The sequence below is a fragment of the Deinococcus aquiradiocola genome, from assembly GCF_014646915.1.
GTDB lineage: Bacteria > Deinococcota > Deinococci > Deinococcales > Deinococcaceae > Deinococcus > Deinococcus aquiradiocola.
Genome location: NZ_BMOE01000006.1, coordinates 205,981 through 226,622, shown reverse-complemented (window position 1 = coordinate 226,622; position 20,642 = coordinate 205,981). Strand labels below are relative to the sequence as shown.

The window sequence follows — 20,642 nt, the reverse complement described above, 5'->3', positions numbered from 1 at the left end:
GGTGTACTGGCCTGAAAAATCCTCCGGCATGCCTGTGCAGGCCTCGTTCCTGCCTGTGCTTTGATCAAAGCACGCTTGATGGACTCGGCTGGGCTGCCGGGTCGCCGCGCCTCTGGGACGCATGAAGGCCTGCCGGGCACCGGATACCTTAGCCTGAGGCATGACACACGCCCACAGCATCTCCTCGCCATCAGAAGTCCTGCACGACCGGGACGCGTCCCTGCTCGAACACGCCATGCGCGGCCTGGGTGGTCGGCAGGCGCAGAACGTGCTGCTGCTGCACGGCGACCGCCTGATCGCGAACAGGCCTGAACTGCTGGACGCCTTTCAGGTGACGCGCTTCGTGCCGCACCCCGTCACCGGGGAGTACCGCTTCGCGTCCGGGGCGCAGCTGGCGGAGGGCGGGCTGGCCTCGCTGCTGGGCGGGCTGTCGCGGCTGTTCACGCCCCATCAGGGCCCGGACACGGACGGGAAGCGCGGGGTGCAGGTCGAGTGCCGCCCCGAGAAGAGCGGACCGTACCGCCGGGTGTTCAGTCGGCCCGGGTACAGCTTCCAGTCGGCGCGCGTGTACCTGCCGGGCGAGGCGGCAGGAGAGATGCACGAGGAGAAGGCCGCCGGGAAGGGCGACACCGCCTTCATCTACATGGGCGGCTGGGGCGGCAAGGGCGGCGCGGTCGACGCGGGCTTCCAGCACGGGCACGCGGGCGGCGGGCCGCAGGACGACTGGGCTCCGTTCTTTCTGGTGCAGCAGGTGGGCGCGGCGAGTGCCGTGACCGTCTCTGACCAGAAGCAGAGCGGCGGGAGCCCCTGGCGGCTGCTGCCGTCGAGCGAGGCGGAACTGCATTTCTGGGTGTCTCAGGAGGGCGACGTGACGTACCTGAGCATGTTCGCGTCCGGCATGACCAGCGTGGACCGCACGCCCAGCACCCTGACGCTGCGCGCCCCGGTCGACGCGAGCTTCGGGTGGGACGCGGCAGGCGGCGACAACATCCTCAAGCGCATGACGACCATCGGGCAGAACTACGGGCAGGAACTGCTGTCGAGCGGGTCGTTCATGAAGGGGGTGCGCTGGATGGACAGCCGCGCCGGGACGAGCGAGGCGGGCGCGCACGCCTGGACGGCGGACGACACCGGTGGGTACTGCAGTTACCCGGACCCGAAAGCGCCGGAGGGCCAGCGGCAGGACGGGCAGGGGAGCGTGTGGACGGTGGAGTTCCGCGACCCCGCCAACGAGACCGACAGCGTGGTGATGAAGTGAAAGGCCGCGCCGCGATGCAGGCCCTGCTGCTGGCGGGCCTGACGCTGCTGCCGGTCCCGGCGACGGCGCAGGCGGCCCAGGGCCCAGCAGTGACGGGCCAGGGAACGGTGCTGCAGGGGCGGGCGCTGCTGCGCTTCGGGCCGCTGGTGTGGGTGTACGCCGCGCCGGGCCTCCCGGAACGCGTGAACGGGCGGACCGTGGTGCCGCTCGCGGAGACCTGCGACCTGCTGGGCCTGACCTGCATGGCAGAGGAGGCCGGGGCGGTGACGGTGAACGGCGTGCCGGTGACGCGTGCCCCGGGTGGCGGGACGGGCGCGCGGGTGGAACTGCGTGCGCTGGCGGCCGCCGCGCACCTGCCACTGACCTTCGACGCGGCGTCCGGTCTGGCGGTCCTCCCCCTGCCCGAGACGGGCGCGGCGCACGACCTCGCCGCGGCGCTGGAGGAGCGGAACGTGACGCTGTCCGCCACGGCGCCCCAGTCCCCCCTGACGGTAGGTCTGGGGGCAAGTGTGCTGGGTCGGCCGTACCGGAGCCTGTCCGTGACATTCAAAGGGGCAGGCGCCTCCCTCATGACGCTCGCGGCCCGCGTGAACGGTCAGGGCAGCACCCTGACAGGCGACGGGCTGGGGTCGTCGCCGGACGTGCAGCCGGGCGCGGCGGCCTGCAGCAGCACGGCCTGCACGGCGCTGGTGGACCGGGCCAGCAGCGTCGTGCTGGCCGTCATCCGTCCGCGCCCCTGACGCCGGGGCACAGCACTGCACGGGAGGGAGGGCCGCTCGACATGAGCGGCCCTCCCTCTGCTGTTTTGCCCTACCGTGCCAGAACTATTCGCCGTCCGCGTTCTCTGGTCAGCTGAGGACGGCGCGTTTGCGTTCCAGCAGGCCGGCGGCGCGTTCCGCGGCGGCCCGCACGAGGATGCCCATCTTGTGCGGGTTCGCTTCGAGGTCGAAGGGGAGGCGCAGCTCGCCGAGCGCTTCGCTGCAGGCCGGGCCGATGCTGGCGACCACCATGCCGCGCAGTGCCTGCCGCAGTTCGGTTTCCAGACCGAGTTGCCGCGCGCAGCTCAGGTAATGCACGGCCTGCGTGCCGCTCGACAGCAGCAGGACCTGGAATTCCCCGGCGACCGTGCCGCGCACCGCGGCTTCCAGCGGGCCGGGGTCTTCGGGGAAGGCGCAGCGGTACACGGGGACCGGGTAGGGGAGGGCGCCCTCTTCGTGCAGGGCGGTCGTCAGGGCAGGCGGGGTGCGCTCGCCGTACTCCAGGATGGTGATCTCCTGGCCGCTCAGCGTACGTTCCAGCAGGCTGTCCTGCACTTCGCGGTACGTGTGTGGGCGGGCGGCCGTCTGCGGCGTGAACCCCATCGCCTTGAGGACCTGGGTGGGTTTGGTGCCGCGCGACAGGATCGGCAGGGTACTCAGGGTGTCATACACGTCGGGGGCGTACTTCTTGAGGTCCAGCAGGAACAGGCGCGTGCCGATGCCGGTCATGCACACCAGCACCTGCCGGTCCGGGTGATTCCGTACGCGCTCCGCGAAGGCTTCGAGGCGTTCGGAGATGTCCTGCTTGTCCTCGCGCATGCTGGGGGCGGTGGTGGCGATCCCGCCGTACTTGGTGATGAGGGTGGCCATTTCCGTGCCGCGCCGGGTTTCCAGGGACAGTACCTTCAGTCCGCCGAACCAGTCCATTCGTCTCCTATCCAGACCCGCGTGCCGGGCAGGTCGTTCTCGACCCGGACCCGGTAGGTGGGGACGCGCACGCTGGCGTCCGAGAGGCAGACGCCGCTCTCCAGGTCGAAGGTGTGCTTGAGCAGGGGGGAGGCGACCTTGAAGCGCTCCTGTCCGTCCACAGTGTAGCTGCCGGTCAGGCCGCGTGAGAGGACGTTGGCGTTCGTGAAGGGGTCGAGGTTGGACAGGGCGAAGACGCGTCCCGCGACGCGGAACACGGCGATCTGCTTTCCGCCGACGAGGGCGCACACGCCGCTGCCCGGCAGGATGTCGCCGAGCGCGCAGACGCACGTCCAGTGCAGTTCGGGGGTAGAGGCGGAGGTGGTGGAGGTGCTGATTTGCGTCATGTGGGCTCCTGATGGTGCACGGGGCGGGGGATCGTCAGTCGTTGGCGATCATGGGGAGGGGCGTCATTTCATGCGAGGGGGCGGGGCGCGGCTGCTGGCGTTCCGTGACCCACTGGATGGCGGGATCGGTGTCGTCGCTGTTCACGAAGTGCCGGAAGCGCGTGAGGCGGCTCTTGTCAGCCAGCGTCTCCTGCCACTCGCAGGCGTACGTGTCGATGTGGTAGCGCATGGCGGCCTCCAGTTCGTCGGCCAGCCCGAGCGTGTCGTGGATGATCACGTCGCGCAGGTGGTCGATGCCGCCGTCCATCTTTTCGAGCCAGGTGCTGGTGCGCTGCAGGCGGTCGGCCGTCCGCACGTAGTACATCAGGAAGCGGTCGAGGTAGCGCGTCACCGTTTCCTCGTCGAGGTCCTGTGCGAGGAGCTGCGCGTGCCGGGGCGTGACGCCGCCGTTGCCGCCCACGTACAGGTTCCAGCCGTGCTCGGTGGCGATCAGGCCGAAGTCCTTGCTCTGCGCTTCGGCGCACTCGCGGGTGCAGCCGGACACACCCGCCTTGAACTTGTGGGGGCTTCTGAGGCCGCGGTAGCGCAGTTCGAGGTTCACAGCGAGGGTGGTGCTGTCCTGCACGCCGTAGCGGCACCAGGTGCTGCCGACGCAGCTCTTCACGGTCCGCAGGCTCTTGCCGTAGGCGTGGCCGCTCTCGAATCCGGCGGCGATCAGTTCGCTCCAGATGCCGGGCAGCTGGTCGAGGCGCGCGCCGAGCAGGTCGATGCGCTGCCCGCCGGTGATCTTGCAGTACAGGCCGTACTTCTCGGCGACCTGCCCGAGCGCCACGAGTTTGGCGGGCGTGATCTCGCCGCCGGGGACGCGCGGGACGACGCTGTAGGTGCCGTTCTTCTGGATGTTGGCGAGGTAGGCGTCGTTGGTGTCCTGCAGGGGCGCGAGGGCGGGGTTCAGGACGTACTCGTTGTGCTGCGTGGCGAGGATGCTGGCGACGGCGGGTTTGCAGATCTCGCAGCCCTGGCCGCGCCCGTGCGCATGGAGCACGTCGTCCCAGCTGCGGTGGCCTCTCACGCGGATCAGGTCGAAGAGTTCCTGGCGGGTGTACGGGTAGTGCTCGCAGAGGCTGAGGTCGACCGTCTGTCCGAGCAGGGTGAGCTGCGCGTTGAGGATGTCGCGGACGTTGGGGAGGCAGCCGCCGCAGCCGGTCCCGGCGCGCGTGCAGGCCTTGAGTGCGGCGACGTCGTGCGCGCCGCCCTGCACCGCGGCGCACAGCGCGTCGTGGCGCACGCCTTCGCAGCTGCACACGGTTGGGTTGGCGCTGAGGGGCGCGTGTCCGGCTGCAGCCGGGACGATCAGGCTGGCGGCCGGGACGTTGAGCGTCTCGCCGTCCCGGGCGAGGCTGGCGAGGTCACCGTACTGGCTGGTGTCGCCGACGAGCACGCCGCCCAGCAGGCGGTTGTCGTGGCTGAGCACCAGTTTCTTGTAGGTGCCGGCCACGTTGTCGTGCATGGCGATCTCACGCGCGCCTTCTGTGCGGGCGAAGGCGTCCCCGAAGGAGCCGACGTCCACGCCGAGCAGTTTGAGTTTGGTGCTCATGTCGGCGCCCTGGAAGGTGACGGTGTCGTCGCCGAGGATGCTGGCGGCGGCGACGCGGGCCATGGTGTAGCCGGGCGCGACGAGGCCGTAGATGCGGCCCGCGTGCAGGGCGCACTCGCCGACGGCGTACACGTGGGGGTCGGAGGTGCGGCAGTGGTCGTCGATCATGATGCCGCCACGCTCGCCGACCATGAGGCCCATCGTGCGGGCGAGGTCGTCGCGTGGGCGGATGCCGGCGGAGAAGACGAGCATGTCGGTGAGGAGTTCCTGTCCGTCAGCGAACTTCAGGCCGCGCAGGCGGCCGCGTTCGTCGAGCAGCAGTTCCTGCGTGGCGGCGGACGTGAGGACGCGGATGCCCATCTCCTCGATGAAGCGTTTCAGCAGGGCGCCGCCGGCGTCGTCGATCTGGGCGGGCATGAGGCGCGGCGCGAACTCCACCACGCTGGCTTCCAGGCCGAGTTTCTGCAGGGCGGCGGCGGCTTCCAGGCCGAGCAGGCCGCCGCCGATCACGGTGCCGCTCCTGGCGGTGGCGGCGTGGCGCTTCATGGCGTCGAGGTCGTCGAGGGTGCGGTACACGAAGATGCCGGGCGCGCCACTGTTCGCGAGGGGCGGTACGAAGGGGACGCTGCCGGTCGCGAGGACCAGGGTGTCGTACGTGACGGTATGCGTGGCGGTGCGGACGGTGCGTGTTTCGCGGTTGACGTGCTCGGCCCGGCCGTGCAGCCAGGTGACGCCGCGTTCACGGTAGGCGTCCCGGGTGGTGAGGGACAGGTCGGGGCGGGGGTCGTCGAAGTGGTGGCTGAGCTGGACGCGGTCGTAGGCGACGTGGCGTTCCTCGCTGATGACGGTGATCTTCAGGTCCGGCTGGCGGGCGTGGAGGTCTTCGGTGAGGCGGTGGCCGACCATGCCGTTGCCGATGATGACGATGTGCTGCATGTGCGCTCCTGTCGGGGTGGGGTTCCTGTCGTGCGGTGGGGGTGAGGGTTTCGGTCCGGAGGGTGAGGTCCGGTGTGTAGGTCCATCATGACCAGATGATGCACGGTGTCAAGACCAACGCGGATAATTTGCATATTCTGGCCGAAATAATCTGGACAACTTCATAAAATCGTGCAGGTCGTCGAGATTTTCGGTGACAAAATACACGCGTTGCCCTTGACAAGCTCCCGGCGTTCGCTCAGGGTGAAAGACGTGAGCAAGACCGTACGCACCACCTGCCCCTACTGCGCCGTCCAGTGCAACTTCGACCTGCACCTGGAGGACGGACTGGCGGTCAAGATCACGCCCACCAAGGAATGTGCCGTGGCCGGCGGCACCGTCTGCAAGAAGGGGCTCGCGTCCCTGTCCGACCTGCGTCACAAAGACCGCCTCACCTCCCCGCTGCTCCGCGTCAACGGCGAACTTCGCCCCGTCAGCTGGCAGGAAGCGCTGGACGCGTTCGCCGCACGCGTCGGCCCGCTGCTCGACTCGGACCCGGCGCAGCTCGGCGTCTTCGGCAGCGGCGCCCTCACCAACGAGAAGACCTACCTGCTCGGCAAGCTCGCACGCGTGGGGTTCGGCACGCCGAACATCGACTACAACGGCCGCTTCTGCATGAGCAGTGCCGCCACCGCCATGAACCGCAGCTTCGGCCTGGACCGGGGCCTGGGCTTCCCGCTCGCCGACATCGCCAAGTCCGACCTGATCCTGCTGTTCGGTGCGAACGTCGCCGAGACGCTCCCGCCCGTCATGCAGTACCTCAAGGCCGCGAAGGACCGTGGCGCGCGCATCGTCAACATCGACCCGCGTGCCACGCCGGGCCTCGCGCAGGTGCAGCTCAGCCCGCTGCCCGGCACCGACCACCTCATCGCGGGCCTGCTGCTCAACCTGTTGAACGGCTGGGGCCGCCTGCGGCCCAGCGCGCCCGCCGACGGCACGGACGAGGTGCTGGCCGCCGTGCAGGACCTCACCCTGAACGGCGTGGCCGAGAGCTGCGGCGTGGACGCCGCCGACCTGCTGCGCCTCGCCCGCTCCTACGCGCAGGCGCACCTGCCGCTCATCCTGAGCGGGCGCGGCCCGGAACAGCAGGTCAACGGTACCGACACCGTCAGCAGCCTGATCAATCTCGCGTTCCTGTCCGGGCACTTCGGGCGGCCCGGCGGCGGGTACGGCACCCTGACCGGGCAGGGCAACGGGCAGGGCGGCCGCGAACACGGTCAGAAGAACGACCAGCTGCCCGGCTACCGTCACCTGAAGGACCCGGCCGACCGTCAGTTCATGGCGGACTTCTGGGGCGTGCCCGAGACGGGCCTGCCCGGAGTGGGCCTCAGCGCACAGGAACTGTTCCTGGCGTGCGGCGAGGAGGTTCGCGCCCTGATCGTCATCGGGAGCAACCCGGCCGTCAGTGCGCCCGGCGCGGCACGCGTCCGTGAACGCCTCGCCGCGCTCGACTTCCTCGTGGTGATCGACGTGCTGCCCTCCGAGACGGCCATGATGGCCGACCTGGTGCTGCCCGGCAGCATGTGGGCCGAGGAGGAGGGCACCACCACCAATCTCGAAGGTCGTGTGCAGCGCCGACGCCGCGCCATGACCGTCCCGGGCCTCGCCCGTGAGGACTGGCGGATCATGTGTGACCTCGCGCACGCCGCGGGGCGCGGCGAGAAGTTCACGTACCCGGACTTCGCGGCGCTGCAGGCGGAGTTCTTCGCCGCGACGCGGGGTGGACGCGCCGACTACAGCGGCCTGAGTGCCGCGCGACTCGACGTTCAGACCTACCAGTGGCCCGTCACGCACGACGCCCATCCCGGCACGCCCCACCCGTACTTCGCGCCGTACCGCACCCCCACCGGCCGCGCCCGCCTGCACCCGGTCGCCATGCAGACCCCGCCGCGCGCGGCCCTGACCCTCACGACCGGCCGGATCGCCGGGCAGTACCAGAGCGGCACGCAGACCCGCCGCAACCCCGGCCTGAAAGGCGTGGCGGACGTTCAGATGCACCCCGACACGGCCCGTGTACACGGCCTCATGCACGGCCAGCCGGTCGTCCTGAGCGGCCCGGACGGCGAGACGACCCTGCCCGCCAACGTCACGCCAAAGGTGCGGCCCGGCGTGGCCTTCGTCGCCTTCCACTGGCCGTTCAGTGCCAACGAACTCACGAGCGCCACCACCCTCGACCCTCACAGCCGCATGCCGGCCTTCAAGTCTGCCGTCCTGAACGCGAGCGCCACGTCCCGCGCCTCCAGTCCCGCCCTCAGCACCGCCAGCCCCCCCGGATCACAGGTCCGGACCGCGTACCGCAAGGAGCCCTCATGACCGTGCCCGCTCACCCCACCCAAGCCGCGTCTTCTGCCCGTATCGTGACCGCCTCGACCGCCGGGTTCACGCTGATGTTCGCCGTGTGGGTCATGTTCGCCATCATCGGCCTGCCCATGCGCAAGCAGTTTCACCTGAGCGACGCGCAGTTCACGCTGCTCACCGCCCTGCCCGTCCTGACGGGATCGCTGCTGCGCCTGCCCGGCGGCATGCTCGCCGACCGCTTCGGGGGCCGCCGTCCCTTCGTGCTGCTCACGGTGCTGTCGGCCCTGGCGTCCCTGGCGGTCGCCTACGCACCGGACTTCCGGACGCTGCTGTGGCTCGCGCCGCTCGTGGGGCTGTCCGGTGTGAGCTTCGCGGTCGGCAGCGCCTGGATCGCGCAGTGGGTCAACGGCGACCGGCGCGGCCTGGCCCTGGGGACCTTCGGGGCGGGCAACGCCGGGGCGAGCATCACCAAGCTCGCCGCTCCCCTCCTCATCGCGGTCGTCCCGCTCGGCGCGGCGGGCGGACTGCTGCCCGGCGGGTGGCGGGTGGTGCCGCTGCTGTTCAGCGTGCTGCTGCTCGCCTCGGCTGCCCTGATCTGGCGGTCCACGCCGGACGACCGCGCCCGGGCGCGCGCGCCCCGCCCCCTGAGCGCGTGGCTCAGCCCGCTGTGCCTCCCGCAGGTCTGGCGGTTCGGTCTGTACTACGTGGTGTTCTTCGGCGCGTATGTCGCCCTGAGCCTCTACCTCCCGAAGTACTACGTGGATCACTACCGCGTGGCGCTGCCGCAGGCGGGCCTGCTCACGGCGCTGTTCATCTTCCCGGCGAGCCTGCTGCGACCACTGGGCGGGTATCTCTCGGACCGCTTCGGGGCGCGCGGCACCACGATCGCCGCGTTCGCGGTGATGCTGCTCGCCCTGCTGCCCCTGGCCCTCACCGCTGAGTTCGCCCTCCTGCCGTTCCTGATGCTCACGCTGCTGCTGGGCGTCGGCATGGGGATCGGCAAGGCCAGCACCTACAAGCTCGTCAGCAACCACTACCCGCAGGAGATGGGCGTGGTGGGCGGCCTGGTCGGCCTGCTCGGCGGTCTGGGCGGCTTCTTCCTGCCGCTGATGTTCAGCGCCCTCAAAGGACAGACCGGGCTGATCCAGGCTGCACCGATGGTGCTGTTGCCGCTCACGGCCCTCAGCGCGGCCGTCTTCCTGACCGGAATGCTGCAGGTTCGTCGCCGCGAGACGGGCACCGCCGTGCTCCCCGCCGCATCCGACTGACCCCTCCACCGACGGCCTTTCCTTCTGTCCGCACACTCCCACCAAGCTGAGGTGCCCCCATGACCCAGACCACCCTGTCCCTGCCCGCCGCTGCCCCGACCACCCGTGCCGACGTCACGGCCCTGATCCTCACGGCCCGCCGCACACTCGGCCTGAGTTACACGGCCGTCGCGGAGATGCTCGGCACGCCGCGCGTCTGGACGACGGCCGCGCTGCTCGGCCAGCACCCTTTCCCGCAGGCGGTCGCCGCCCGCCTGTGCACGCTGCTCGACCTGCCCGCCGCGTGCGAGGTGATCCTGCAGGAAGTCCCGATGCGCGGGTCCTTCGAGACGCTCCCGCCCACCGATCCCACCGTGTACCGCCTGTACGAGGTGCTGCAGGTGTACGGCCCGGCCCTCAAGATGCTGATCCACGAGGACTTCGGGGACGGAATCATGAGCGCCATCAACTTCGACCTGCAGCTCGGCCGCATGCCCGGCGAGGACGGCGAGCGCGTACAGATCACGCTCACCGGCAAATTCCTTCCGTACAAGTGGTGACGCCGCTCACCTGACGCCCCCCGACCTTCATTCCCGTTCAGGAGCCCCCATGACGAAGCGCGCCCCCACTGCCGACACCACCGCCCTCCCCACCGCCCCTGCCGACACCGGCCGCCGCGCCTTCCTGAAGACGGCGGGCACCACGGCCGCCGCGACCGTCGCCGCGTCCAGCCTGCCGCGCGCCTTCGCGCAGAAAAAGGCCATCAACATCGGCTTCATTCCGCTCACCGACTGCGCCAGCATCGTGATGGCCGAAGAACTCGGGTACTTCAAGAAGTACGGCGTGGAGGTCAACGTCGTCAAGCAGGCGTCGTGGGCCGCCGTGCGCGACGGCCTGCTGTCCGGCGACCTGCACGCCTCGCACCTGCTGTACAGCCTGCCGCTCAGCGTGTACACCGGCGTGGGCGGCGCGCCCGGCAAGGAAATCCCCATCGCGATGGTCCTCGACAACAACGGTCAGGCGATCACGCTCTCCACCAGCCTCGCCGCCGCCGCCGGAACGGACCTCAAGAAGAGCGGCGCGGCCATCAACGCCATGATCGCCGCGAAGAAAGCTCCGACGCTGGCCGTCACCTTCCCCGGCGGCACGCACGACATCTGGATGCGCTACTGGCTCGCCGCGATGGGCGTCCCGCAGAGCAAGGTCGGCATCATCGTCGTGCCGCCCCCGCAGATGGTCGCGAACATGAAGGTCGGCAACATGGACGGCTTCTGCGTCGGCGAGCCCTGGGGCGGCGTGGCCGTCGATCAGGGCATCGGCTTCACGGCCCTCACCACCCAGCAGCTCTGGAAGAATCACCCCGAGAAGGTCCTCGGCCTGAACAAGGACTTCTCGGCCCGCACCGACGAGGTCAAGGCCGTCATGCGCGCCGTGCTGGACGCCTCCGCGTGGCTCGACAGCCTCCCCAACCGCCGCGCAGCCTCCAAGATCATCAGTGCCAGCCGGTACGTGAACGCGCCCGAGGACGTCATCCGCGACCGCCTGGAGGGCCGCTACCAGATGGGCGCCGGGCAGGGCACCCGGCAGTTCCTGGGCGACCAGATGATGTTCTCGCGCAGCGCGCAGACGAACGCGCCCCGCCACGCGCACGCCATCTGGTTCCTGGCGCAGTACGTGCGGTTCGGGCTGCTCAAGCAGGCGCCCGACTACCAGGCCGTCGCGAACAGGCTCCTCATGACGGACCTGTACGCGCAGGTCGCCAAGGAGGCGGGCCTGAAGGTCCCGGCGGACGACATGACGCCCTTCACCGTCACGCTCGACCACGCGAAGTTCGATCCGCGCAACCCGGCCGCGTACATCAAGGCCAACCCCATCCCCGTCTGAACCGGCCCCCGCCCAGTCACCGCCCCGCTTCCCGCCCGCCAGGAGACCCCATGACCACCAGACCCGCAGGCCGCACCGCCCAGCCGCAGCCCACCCCGCCCAGACCCGCCGCGCGCGTGCCCGCGCCGGTCCAGAACGCGCTGTACTTCCTGCTGAGCCTCGCCCTGCTCGTGCTCGTCTGGACGATGCTCACCGCGCTGCGCCGCGACCTGCCCAGCCCGGCGGTGATCGGCGCGTCCCTCGCGGAACTCTTCGCGCGCCCCTGGTACAACGACGGCCCGAACGACCAGGGCATCCTGAACCTGCTCCTCAGCAGCCTGACGCGCGTCTTCTCCGGCTTCGCCATCGGCGCCGTGATCGCCGTCCCGGTCGGCATCCTGATGGGCTCCGTCCCCGTCTTCCGCCGCATCCTCGACCCGGTCGTGCAGCTCATGCGGCCCGTGTCGCCGCTCGCGTGGTTCCCGATCGGCCTGACCCTCATGAGCAAGGCCGAGCCCGCCACGGTCTTCATCATCGCCATCACGGCCCTGTGGCCCACCATCATCAACACCAGTTTCGGCGTGAGCGGCCTGCCCGCCGACTACCGCAACGTGGCGCGCGTCTTCAACTTCTCGCCTGCCCAGTACGTGACGCGCGTGCTGCTGCCGTACGCGCTGCCGCACATCGTGACCGGCATGCGCATCAGTTTCGGCATCGCGTGGATGGTGATCGTCGCGGCCGAGATGCTGAGCGGCAAGAGCGGCATCGGCTTCTACGCCTGGGACGCCTGGAACGCCGGGAACCTCGCGCACGTCGTGTGCGCCATCCTGATCATCGGCGTGACCGGCTTCCTGTTCGACCAGCTCTTCAACCTCGTCCAGAAGAAGGTGTCGCATGCTTGAGACGCAGACCGTCACGCCCGCCCCCACCCTCACGCCCGCCCTGTCCGTGAGCGGCGTCCACAAGAACTTCGGGGCCTTCGTGGCGCTGGAAGGCGTGGACCTCGACATCTGGCCGGGCGAGTTCATCAGCATCATCGGGCACTCCGGCTGCGGCAAGAGCACCCTGCTGAACCTCGTGGCGGGCCTCGACCTGCCCAGCACCGGCCGCGTCAGCCTCTTCGGGCGCCCCATCGAGGGGCCGGGACCGGAACGCGCGATGGTCTTCCAGAACTACAGCCTCCTGCCGTGGCTCAGCGTCCGCCAGAACGTCCTCGATGCGGTGCGCGCCTCCGTGCCGCAGATGCCGCGCGGGCAGCGCGAAGCGGTCAGCGAACAGGTCCTGAAGATGGTGGGCCTCTGGACGCACCGCGACAAGAAGCCCGGCCACCTCAGCGGCGGGCAGCGCCAGCGGGTCGCCATCGCGCGCGCCTTCGCCGTCCAGCCGCGCGTGCTGCTGCTCGACGAGCCGTTCGGAGCGCTGGACGCCATCACCAAGAGCAATCTGCAGGACGAACTGCTGCAGATGTGGAGCGGCCCGGAGAGCGGCATCAGCAACGTCCTGATGGTCACGCACGATATCGACGAGGCCATCTACCTCAGTGACCGGATCGTCGTGATGAGCAACGGCCCGCGCGCCCACATTCACGAGGTCCTGAAGGTGGACCTGCCGCGCCCCCGCGAACGCGCGCAGCTCGTCACGGACCCCACGTACCTCGCCCTCAAGGCACACATGCTCGACCTGCTCGGCCGCGTCCTCGCGCACTGATCCGGCCTGGAGGCGCCGGAAGCGGACAGGCGTCCTCTCCTGCGGAGCTGGACCCGTCACGCGGAGCTGAACACTGACGTTCAGCTCCGCGTGATCTCATGCCGGGCTCGGCGCGTCTGCACAGGGTATCTGCGGCACCTTCCACCTTTACGCCTGAGCATTTGCTCAGATATACTGACGTCATGCCGACCTCCTCCTCACTGGAATACTTCGTGGAGAACATGGACTGCGCCAGCTGCGTCCAGAAGGTCGAACGGATGGTCGGCACGCTCCCCGGCACGGCCTCGGTCCACACCAGCTTCACCCGGCAGACCCTGAAACTGACCCTCGACGAGGCGCAGACCTCCCGCGAACGGCTCGAACAGAACCTCAAATCCATGGGCTACACGCCGACGCCGCTCGTTCAGGCGACGCCCGTCTCTGCCAGCACCCTCGACTACTTCGTCGAGAGCATGGACTGCGCCACCTGCGTCCGGAAGGTCGAGGGCATGGTGGGCGGTCTGCCCGGAGCGGCCGACATCCGGGCCAGCTTCAGCCGGCAGACCCTCACCCTCACGCTGGACGAGGCACTGACCCCCAGGAGCACGCTCGAAGGAAACCTGAAGGCGATGGGGTACACGCCGTCACCCCTCGTCACCCCCGGCACGCAGGCGGACGTCCAGGCTGCGCCCGTTCCGCGCAGACCCTGGTACGCCAGCAGTCAGGGCCGACTCGTGCTGATGTCCGGCGCGCTGCTGACCCTCGCCTTCATCTTCAGCTTCATCGAGCCGAAGTTCTCGCTCTACGGGTACGTCGCGGCCACCCTGCTCGGCACCTGGCCGCTGCTGAAGAAGGCCGTCGCCAGCGCCCGCTTCGGCGACCCGTTCAGCATCAACATGCTCGTCAGCCTCGCCGCCATCGGCGCGGTGCTGATCGGGCAGGCCGCCGAGGGCGCGGTGGTGGTGTTCTTCTTCGCCGTCGGCGAGCTGCTCGAAGGCGTCGCCGCAGGGAAGGCCCGTGCGGGCATCCAGGCCCTGACCGCGCTGGCCCCCAGGACCGCGCTGCTGCTCGAAGGCAAGCAGACGCGTGAAGTGCCGGCCGAATCCCTTCAGGTCGGGGACAGGGTGCAGGTCCGGCCCGGGGCACGCGTACCGGCCGACGGGCGCGTCGTGAAGGGCTCGTCCAGCCTCGACGACAGCCCGGTCACCGGCGAGAGCGTCCCGGTGCTCAGGACCGTCGGCGATCAGGTCTTCGCCGGCAGCATCAACACCGACGGCGTGCTGACCGTCCTGGTCGAGAAAACCGCCGCGGACAACACCATCGCCCGGATCATTCACATGGTCGAGGAGGCCGAAGCGAGCAGGGCGCCGACCGCCCGCTTCATCGACCGGTTCAGCCGCGTGTACACCCCGGGCGTGGTGGCCGTCTCCACCCTGGTCGCCGTCCTCCCCCCGCTCCTGTTGAACGGGGAGTGGCACACGTGGCTGTACAAGGGCATCGCCCTGCTGCTGATCGGCTGCCCGTGCGCGCTGGTCCTCAGCGTCCCGGCGGCCATCACCAGCGGCGTCAGTGCCGGAGCGCGCCGCGGCCTGCTGATCAAGGGCGGCGCGGCCCTCGAGACCCTCGGCAGCGTCAGGACGGTGGCCTTCGACAAGACCGGCACCCTGACGGCCGGCCGGCCGAGCGTCACGGACGTCACCGGGGTCACGGTGGACCGGGCCGAGGTGCTGCGGCTCGCGGCGGCGGTGGAGTCCGGCAGCGACCACCCGCTCGCGCGGGCGATCACCCGCGAGGCCAGGCGGCAGCAGCTGCCGGTCCCCGAGGCGACGGACGCCCAGGCCCTGCCGGGGAAGGCCGTCAGCGCCACCGTCGAGGGCCGCGTCCTGAGCGTCTCCTCCCCGCGTCACGCGGCCAGCCGCACCACCCTGGACGCCGCCGTGCAGGCGCAGATCGACACGTCCGAAGCGCAGGGCCGCACGACCGTGCTGCTGATGGACGGCCCCTCCGTCCTGGGCGTGATCGCCATGCGCGACGAGGCCCGCGCCGACGCCCGCACCGCCGTCGCCCAGCTGAAGGCCATGGGGGTCCGGACCGTGATGCTGACCGGTGACAACGCCCGCACCGGGCAGGCCATCGCCGCCGAGCTGGGGGTGGACGTTCAGGCCGAACTGCTGCCCGAGGACAAACTCCGCGTCGTCGCGGACCTGCGCGCGCACGGCCGCGTGGCGATGGTCGGCGACGGCATCAACGACGCGCCCGCCCTCGCCCGGTCGGACGTGGGCATCGCGATGGGCGGCGGCACCGACGTGGCCCTCGAAACGGCGGACGCGGCCCTGCTGCGTGAACAGGTGATGGGCGTGCCGGACCTGATCGGCCTGTCGCGCGCCACCATGAGCAACATCCGCCTGAACATCGCGTTCGCCCTCGGCCTGAAGGCCATTTTCCTGATCACCACGCTGCTCGGGTACACCAACCTCTGGATGGCTGTCCTGGCCGACACCGGCGCCACCGCCATCGTCACCGCCAACGCCCTGCGGCTGCTCGCGTGGACACCCGGGACGGGCGCGCCGGCGACGGCCCGGGCCGTCCGGGAGCCTGTGCATGCGTGAGCCGGGTCGTTCGTGAGCGCGCCCCTGACGCAGATCTTCTCGCTGACCCTGAATCCGGTGGCGGCCACCATCCTGGGCGGCGTGGTCGCCGGTGACCGCGTGCCGGGAGAGAAGCTGCACAGTTTCGTGCAGCACTTCGCGGCCGGCGTGGTCTTCGCCGTGGTGGCCGGGGAACTGCTGCCGGAGATCACCGGAGAACACCGGCCGCTCGGCATGGTGATCGGCTTCGCGCTCGGGGTGCTGGCGCTGCTCGCGGTGCGGCAGTTCGCGCAGGGCCTGGAACGCCGGGAAGGGCGGGAGCGGCCTGATCGCCGCCGCGGGGATCGACGTGTTCATCGACGGCCTGCTGACCGTGGCGCTGACGCTGGAACTGCTGTTCCTGGGCATGTCGGTGGCCTCCAGTTTCGGGGAGTCCGGCGCGGGTCGGCGGCGCACGGTCCTGACGGTGACGGGCCTGAGCGGCGCGGTCATCGAGGCGGCCCTGCTGTACCTCGTCACGGAAGAACTGCTCACCGAGGCGCACGAGGTCAAGGAGACGCCCCTGATCACGGCCGCCTTCTTCGCGGGATTCGTCCTGCTGTACCTGATCGAAGCCTGCACCTGAAGGCGGTCTCACCATGACTCACGACCACACGGCCCACACGCACGCCGGGCACTCGCACGGCCACTCGCACGCCCCCGCTGATTTCGGGCGGGCCTTCATCATCGGGATCCTGCTGAACACCCTCTTCGTGCTGTTCGAGGTGGTGTACGGCACCCTCGCGAAATCGCTGGCGCTGGTGGCCGACGCCGGGCACAACGCCTCCGACGTGCTGGGCCTGCTGCTGGCCTGGGTGGCGTACCTCGCCGCACGGCGCCGCCCCACGCGGCGGCACACGTACGGCTTCCGGCGCAGCAGCATCCTGGCGTCGCTGACCAACGCGGTGCTGCTCCTGATCGCGCTGGGCGTGATCATCTGGGAGGCGATCCACCGCTTCGCCGAGCCCGCCCCGGTCGCGGGCGGCACGGTCATCTGGGTGGCGACGCTCGGCATCGCCATCAACGGCGTCACCGCGTACCTGTTCGCCTCCGGACGCAAGGGGGACCTGAACCTGCGCGGCGCGTACCAGCACATGTTCGCGGACGCCCTGGTGTCGGCGGGCGTGGTGGTGGCCGGCATCGTGATCCTGTTCACCGGCTGGAACTGGCTCGACCCGGTGGTCAGTCTCGCGCTGGCGGCCGTGATCCTGTACGGCACGTGGGGTCTGCTGCGCGAATCGCTGGATCTGGCGCTGGACGCCGTGCCGGAAGGCGTCGACCTGAACGAGGTGCAGGCGTTCCTGACGGCGCAGCCGGGCGTGACCGGCGTGCACGACCTGCACGTCTGGGGCATGAGCACCACCGAGACAGCGCTGACGGTGCACCTGGTGGTCCCGGACGGACTGCCGGACGAGGGGCTGCAGCACCTGCGGCACGAACTGCACGAGCGGTTCGGCGTGGAGCATGCCACGGTGCAGACCGAACAGGGCCGCGTCCCCTGCGACCTGCTTCCCGACGAGGTGGTGTGATGGGCGTCCCCGACGATGCCCCGGACATCGGCTATCCTCGGGACGTGATTCTCGCTTCTCAAGAAGACGCCTGTGAGGTGAGCTGCGTTCATCCGGAGGCGGTTCAGCACGCCAGGCGGGCGATGCCGGACGATCTGTCGGTGGAGCAGGCCAGCGCCCTCCTCAAGGCGGTATCCGACCCGACCCGGCTGCGCCTGCTGAGCGCCCTGAACACCGGCGAACTGTGCGTCTGCGACCTCGCCGCCGTGGTCGGCATCAGCGAGAGTGCCGTCAGCCACCAGCTGCGCCTGCTGCGCGCCCACCGGCTCGTCACCTTCCGCAAGGAAGGCCGCATCGCGTACTACCGCCTCCTCGACCAGCACGTCACGGTCCTCATCGGCAGTGCGCTTGACCATGCCCGCGAGTGAATGAACCGGGCTGATACGATTTTGAGCTGAACGTTTGGAGTTCAGCCGAGCGAAGCGAGCACCAACAAGTACGGTTTGGAGGAGATGGAAGCGGGCAGGCGTCCTGCAGGGCGTCCGTTCTGCCCAAGAAGGGATGTCGGCGTTGTTTCCGTCATCCCTGGAATCGGACCAGTTCCGGATGAGACGCGGCCAGAACGGCATGCCCCAGTCCCTCGCCGTGCGTCAGGGTGGGAAGAGTCGTGACCCTCAGCGGGCGGCCCTGAAGCGACTCGCGGTTCAGCGGGTGAGGGCGTAGGGAATGACGTGCGGTCGCCCGGTGTCCGGGTCGCTGAGCAGGTGCGCCTTCAGGCCGAACACGTCACGCAGCATGTCGTGCGTCAGCACGTCCGTGGACGGGCCGTGCGCGTAGATCTCGCCGCCTTTCAGGGCGATCAGGTGGTCGCTGTAGCGGGCTGCCTGGTTCAGGTCGTGCAGGACCATCACGACGGTCTTGCCCTGCTCGCGGTTGAGGCGCTGCGCGAGGTGCAGCACCTCCAGCTGGTGCGCCGGGTCGAGGTACGTGGTCGGCTCGTCGAGCAGCAGGATGTCCGTCTGCTGCGCGAGGCTCATGGCGATCCACGCGCGTTGCCGCTGCCCGCCGCTCAGGTCGTCGAGGGTGCGGCCCGCGAAGACGCGCATGCCGGTCTGGTCGAGCGCCCACGCGACGGCGGCGCGGTCCTCGGGGCGGCGCACCGGGAAGCGGCCCTGGTGCGGGTGGCGGCCGAACCACACGAGTTCCTCGACGCTCAGGCCTTCCGGCGCGACCGGTCCCTGCGGGAGGATCGCGAGGCGGCGGGCGATGTCGCGGGCGGGCAGGGTGTGCAGCGCCTGCCCGTCCAGCAGGACGCTCCCGCGCCCTGGTGGGAGCAGGCGGGCGAGGGCGCGCAGCAGGGTGCTCTTGCCGCAGCCGTTCGGGCCGATGATGGACGTGACCTGCCCGGCGGGAATGTGCAGGTTCAGGTCGGGGATGATGACGGTCTGCCCGTACCCGAGCCGCAGGTCGCGGGTCGAGAGGGGCGAGGGCTGTCCGCTTTCTGCGGGGTCTTGGGGGTGGGGGCCGGTCATGGGGTTCGCCTCAGAAGGTACAGGAAGTACGGTGCGCCGACCAGCGTGGTGAGCAGGCCGGCCGGGACGTCCAGCGGGGGGAGCAGGGTGCGGCCGAGCGTGTCGGCCGTCAGGACGAGCAGCGCGCCGAGCAGCATGGACACCGGCATGGTGCGGGCGTGCCGGGCGCCCACCAGGAGGCGCGCGACGTGCGGGGCGAGCAGGCCCACGAACCCGAGGATGCCCGCGCCGGTCACGGCGGCGCCCGCCAGCGCGACGCCCACGCCCAGCGCGAGGAGCCGGGACGGCTGGACGCGCGTGCCGAGGCTGGTGGCGAGGTCCTCGCCGAGGCTCAGCACGTCGAGGGTCCGGTGCAGGATCAGCGCGGCGGGCAGCAGCACGGCCGCCCACGGCAGCAGGCGCACGGCGCGGTCCGCGTCCGCGCCGTACACGGTGCCGGTCAGGAAGGTCAGGGCGCTGCTCAGGCCGTCCGGCGCGCGCACCAGCACGAGCTGCTGCGCCGCTCCGAGCGCGGCAGCGACCGCGACGCCCACCAGCGCGAGCCGCACCGGGTGCAGTCGCCCGCCGCCTTCCCGTGCGAGCAGCAATACCAGCCCGAAGCCGCCCCACGCGCCGGCCAGGGCCGCCCACGGCAGACCGCCCGCCGGCGCCTGGGGCCACGCGAGCAGGAACACGGTCGCGGCGAGGCCCGCGCCCGCCCCGACGCCGATCAGGTCCGGGGACGCGAGCGGGTTGCGGATCACGCCCTGCATGACCGTGCCGGACGCGGCGAACATCGCGCCGCACAGCAGCGCGACCACCACGCGCGGCGCGCGCAGGTCCAGCACCAGCTGCCGCGTCAGGGCGTCCCCGCCGCCCAGCAGGACCCGGACCACGTCCCCGGCCGGAGTGCGGACGGCCCCCAGGCCGAGGGCCAGCACGCCCAGCGCGGCGCACAGGGCCAGCAGGGCCGCGCCGATCAACAGGGCGCGCCGCGCCGTGAAGCGGGGCCGGACCGGGAGGGCCGCCGTCACGGCTGGTACTTGAAGGGGCCGTTCGGCGCGGCGTCCTGCAGGAAGCGGCTCTGAATGGTCTGCGCGATCATCAGTTTCAGGGCGGTCGGGCCGCGCCCGCGTGTCCAGTCGTCCCGGTCGAAGGTGTACACCCGGCCGCGCTGCACGGCGCTCAGCTTCTGCCACAGCGGGTTCCTGGCCCAGGTGTCGGTGATGGGCTTCTCGTCGGGGGCGGTGAACAGCACCAGCGTCTGCGGGTCGAGGGCCACGAGTCCTTCGAGGCTCGTCTCGTACTGCGTCTGGCCGTCCCGGACCGGCACGGCGTTGCGGCGCCCGACCGCCTCGAGGAAGCTGCCCGCGAAGCTGCCCTGCGTGTGCACCGTGAAGGAGGTGGGCGTGACGACGCCCGCCACGAAGGTCGGCGCGTTCTTCTTCGTGAAGGCGCGGGCCTTCTGGATCAGGCTCTTCTGGTCGGCGAGCAGCTGCCGGGCGGCAGCCTCGCGGCCCACGAGTCGCCCGATCTGCAGGGTCTGGTCGTTCAGTTCGTCGAGGTTCGCGCGGCGGCTGGCGAACACGCCGGTCGGCGCGAGCCGCGAGAAGCTGGCGGCGCTGTCCTTGTGAATGAGGGCGTCCGCGAGGATCAGGTCCGGCCGGGCGGCCGCGATGGTCTCCAGGCTCGGCTGAGCGCGGCTTCCGGCCTGCGGGATGCCGCTCACCTTGCCGCGCAGGTACGGGGGCGCACCTCGGTCGCCGCCCTGCGTGCCGAGCGCGGCCGCGACGGGCCGCACGCCCAGCGCGAGCAGGGTGTCCACGAAGGAGTATTCGAGCGCCACGACGCGGCGGGCGGGGGAGGGGAGGGTCAGGGCGCCGCGCTCGGTCTGCGCGGTGACGGCCGCGGCCGTCACGCTGCCGAGGGCCGCGACGAGAAGGGCGGAAACGAGGCGGGAGGAATTTCTGGGCATGGTTGAAGTCCTTGATGGGGGTGAGG

At 70.5% G+C, this 20,642-nt stretch carries 18 protein-coding genes; 12 read left to right on the top strand and 6 right to left on the bottom strand.

The features are described from left to right. Positions 1-160 precede the first annotated feature (160 nt). Together IEY33_RS10975 and IEY33_RS10970 are read left to right on the top strand one after the other, a co-directional pair. Positions 161-1,258, top strand: a complete 1,098-nt coding sequence (locus tag IEY33_RS10975; protein WP_188963307.1) for a hypothetical protein — start codon at positions 161-163, stop codon at positions 1,256-1,258. Beyond that, a complete protein-coding gene (locus IEY33_RS10970) occupies positions 1,255-1,998 on the top strand; it encodes a hypothetical protein (protein ID WP_188963306.1) in 744 nt (247 codons plus the stop codon). Before IEY33_RS10975 ends, IEY33_RS10970 begins: the two co-directional genes overlap by 4 nt. A gap of 108 nt (positions 1,999-2,106) precedes the next feature. On the opposite strand, the gene IEY33_RS10965 is transcribed toward IEY33_RS10970, so the two are convergent. From IEY33_RS10965 to nirB, 3 genes are read right to left on the bottom strand one after another with little or no spacing between them, the layout of a single operon-like run. After that, positions 2,107-2,943, bottom strand: a complete 837-nt coding sequence (locus tag IEY33_RS10965; RefSeq protein ID WP_188963305.1) for a uroporphyrinogen-III synthase — start codon at positions 2,941-2,943, stop codon at positions 2,107-2,109. Beyond that, a complete protein-coding gene (gene nirD, locus IEY33_RS10960) occupies positions 2,922-3,329 on the bottom strand; it encodes a nitrite reductase small subunit NirD (RefSeq protein WP_188963304.1) in 408 nt (135 codons plus the stop codon). The genes IEY33_RS10965 and nirD overlap by 22 nt, the downstream gene beginning before the upstream one ends. A 34-nt stretch (positions 3,330-3,363) precedes the next feature. Beyond that, positions 3,364-5,862 carry a nitrite reductase large subunit NirB gene (nirB, locus tag IEY33_RS10955; RefSeq protein ID WP_188963303.1) on the bottom strand — a complete coding sequence of 833 codons (2,499 nt, stop codon included), beginning with the start codon at positions 5,860-5,862 and terminating at the stop codon, positions 3,364-3,366. 252 nt (positions 5,863-6,114) lie between these two features. On the opposite strand from nirB, the gene IEY33_RS10950 reads away from it, so the two are divergent. The 10 genes from IEY33_RS10950 (at position 6,115) to IEY33_RS10905 (ending at position 17,558) form a co-directional block, all read left to right on the top strand. Next, positions 6,115-8,214: a molybdopterin oxidoreductase family protein gene (locus IEY33_RS10950; protein WP_229670943.1), complete on the top strand. Its 2,100-nt coding sequence runs from the start codon at positions 6,115-6,117 to the stop codon at positions 8,212-8,214. Then, on the top strand, positions 8,211-9,467 hold the full coding sequence (locus tag IEY33_RS10945; protein ID WP_188963301.1) for an MFS transporter: 1,257 nt from the start codon (positions 8,211-8,213) through the stop codon (positions 9,465-9,467). Before IEY33_RS10950 ends, IEY33_RS10945 begins: the two co-directional genes overlap by 4 nt. A gap of 59 nt (positions 9,468-9,526) precedes the next feature. Beyond that, complete coding sequence (cynS, locus tag IEY33_RS10940; protein WP_188963300.1) at positions 9,527-10,006, top strand: cyanase; 480 nt, start codon at positions 9,527-9,529, stop codon at positions 10,004-10,006. Positions 10,007-10,055: 49 nt separating this feature from the next. Continuing rightward, entirely contained in the window at positions 10,056-11,330 is a 1,275-nt protein-coding gene (locus tag IEY33_RS10935) for a CmpA/NrtA family ABC transporter substrate-binding protein (protein ID WP_188963299.1), read from the top strand. A 50-nt stretch (positions 11,331-11,380) separates the two neighbouring features. Beyond that, the gene (ntrB, locus tag IEY33_RS10930) at positions 11,381-12,211 is read left to right on the top strand and encodes a nitrate ABC transporter permease (RefSeq protein WP_188963298.1); all 831 of its coding nucleotides are present in this window, start codon (positions 11,381-11,383) and stop codon (positions 12,209-12,211) included. Next, on the top strand, positions 12,204-13,016 hold the full coding sequence (locus tag IEY33_RS10925) for an ABC transporter ATP-binding protein (RefSeq protein WP_188963297.1): 813 nt from the start codon (positions 12,204-12,206) through the stop codon (positions 13,014-13,016). The genes ntrB and IEY33_RS10925 overlap by 8 nt, the downstream gene beginning before the upstream one ends. A 182-nt stretch (positions 13,017-13,198) precedes the next feature. Further along, on the top strand, positions 13,199-15,604 hold the full coding sequence (locus tag IEY33_RS10920; protein WP_188963296.1) for a heavy metal translocating P-type ATPase: 2,406 nt from the start codon (positions 13,199-13,201) through the stop codon (positions 15,602-15,604). Between the two features lie 328 nt (positions 15,605-15,932). Beyond that, on the top strand, positions 15,933-16,208 hold the full coding sequence (locus tag IEY33_RS19285) for a hypothetical protein (protein WP_229670942.1): 276 nt from the start codon (positions 15,933-15,935) through the stop codon (positions 16,206-16,208). Positions 16,209-16,221: 13 nt separating this feature from the next. Then, complete coding sequence (locus tag IEY33_RS10910) at positions 16,222-17,151, top strand: cation diffusion facilitator family transporter (protein ID WP_188963295.1); 930 nt, start codon at positions 16,222-16,224, stop codon at positions 17,149-17,151. Further along, positions 17,151-17,558 (top strand): ArsR/SmtB family transcription factor, encoded by a 408-nt coding sequence (locus IEY33_RS10905; RefSeq protein ID WP_229670941.1) that lies wholly within the window; start codon positions 17,151-17,153, stop codon positions 17,556-17,558. The genes IEY33_RS10910 and IEY33_RS10905 overlap by 1 nt, the downstream gene beginning before the upstream one ends. A 276-nt stretch (positions 17,559-17,834) precedes the next feature. Here the strand turns inward: IEY33_RS10905 and IEY33_RS10900 are convergent, their stop codons facing one another. The 3 genes from IEY33_RS10900 to IEY33_RS10890 are packed head-to-tail and all read right to left on the bottom strand — an operon-like array spanning position 17,835 to position 20,616. Beyond that, positions 17,835-18,662, bottom strand: a complete 828-nt coding sequence (locus IEY33_RS10900) for an ABC transporter ATP-binding protein (protein ID WP_188963293.1) — start codon at positions 18,660-18,662, stop codon at positions 17,835-17,837. Then, positions 18,659-19,675, bottom strand: coding sequence for a FecCD family ABC transporter permease (locus IEY33_RS10895; RefSeq protein ID WP_373288051.1), 1,017 nt, complete (start codon positions 19,673-19,675; stop codon positions 18,659-18,661). Before IEY33_RS10895 ends, IEY33_RS10900 begins: the two co-directional genes overlap by 4 nt. Further along, positions 19,672-20,616 (bottom strand): ABC transporter substrate-binding protein, encoded by a 945-nt coding sequence (locus IEY33_RS10890; protein ID WP_188963292.1) that lies wholly within the window; start codon positions 20,614-20,616, stop codon positions 19,672-19,674. Before IEY33_RS10890 ends, IEY33_RS10895 begins: the two co-directional genes overlap by 4 nt. Positions 20,617-20,642 lie beyond the last annotated feature (26 nt).

What these genes read in the sequence shown, in the direction of transcription:
- IEY33_RS10975 (WP_188963307.1), top strand. Translation starts at nt 161, where the DNA reads ATGACACACGCCCACAGCATCTCCTCGCCATCAGAAGTCCTGCACGAC.
- IEY33_RS10965 (WP_188963305.1), bottom strand. Translation starts at nt 2,943, where the DNA reads ATGGACTGGTTCGGCGGACTGAAGGTACTGTCCCTGGAAACCCGGCGC.
- nirD (WP_188963304.1), bottom strand. Translation starts at nt 3,329, where the DNA reads ATGACGCAAATCAGCACCTCCACCACCTCCGCCTCTACCCCCGAACTG.
- nirB (WP_188963303.1), bottom strand. Translation starts at nt 5,862, where the DNA reads ATGCAGCACATCGTCATCATCGGCAACGGCATGGTCGGCCACCGCCTC.
- IEY33_RS10945 (WP_188963301.1), top strand. Translation starts at nt 8,211, where the DNA reads ATGACCGTGCCCGCTCACCCCACCCAAGCCGCGTCTTCTGCCCGTATC.
- cynS (WP_188963300.1), top strand. Translation starts at nt 9,527, where the DNA reads ATGACCCAGACCACCCTGTCCCTGCCCGCCGCTGCCCCGACCACCCGT.
- IEY33_RS10935 (WP_188963299.1), top strand. Translation starts at nt 10,056, where the DNA reads ATGACGAAGCGCGCCCCCACTGCCGACACCACCGCCCTCCCCACCGCC.
- ntrB (WP_188963298.1), top strand. Translation starts at nt 11,381, where the DNA reads ATGACCACCAGACCCGCAGGCCGCACCGCCCAGCCGCAGCCCACCCCG.
- IEY33_RS10925 (WP_188963297.1), top strand. Translation starts at nt 12,204, where the DNA reads ATGCTTGAGACGCAGACCGTCACGCCCGCCCCCACCCTCACGCCCGCC.
- IEY33_RS10920 (WP_188963296.1), top strand. Translation starts at nt 13,199, where the DNA reads ATGCCGACCTCCTCCTCACTGGAATACTTCGTGGAGAACATGGACTGC.
- IEY33_RS10910 (WP_188963295.1), top strand. Translation starts at nt 16,222, where the DNA reads ATGACTCACGACCACACGGCCCACACGCACGCCGGGCACTCGCACGGC.
- IEY33_RS10905 (WP_229670941.1), top strand. Translation starts at nt 17,151, where the DNA reads ATGGGCGTCCCCGACGATGCCCCGGACATCGGCTATCCTCGGGACGTG.
- IEY33_RS10900 (WP_188963293.1), bottom strand. Translation starts at nt 18,662, where the DNA reads ATGACCGGCCCCCACCCCCAAGACCCCGCAGAAAGCGGACAGCCCTCG.
- IEY33_RS10890 (WP_188963292.1), bottom strand. Translation starts at nt 20,616, where the DNA reads ATGCCCAGAAATTCCTCCCGCCTCGTTTCCGCCCTTCTCGTCGCGGCC.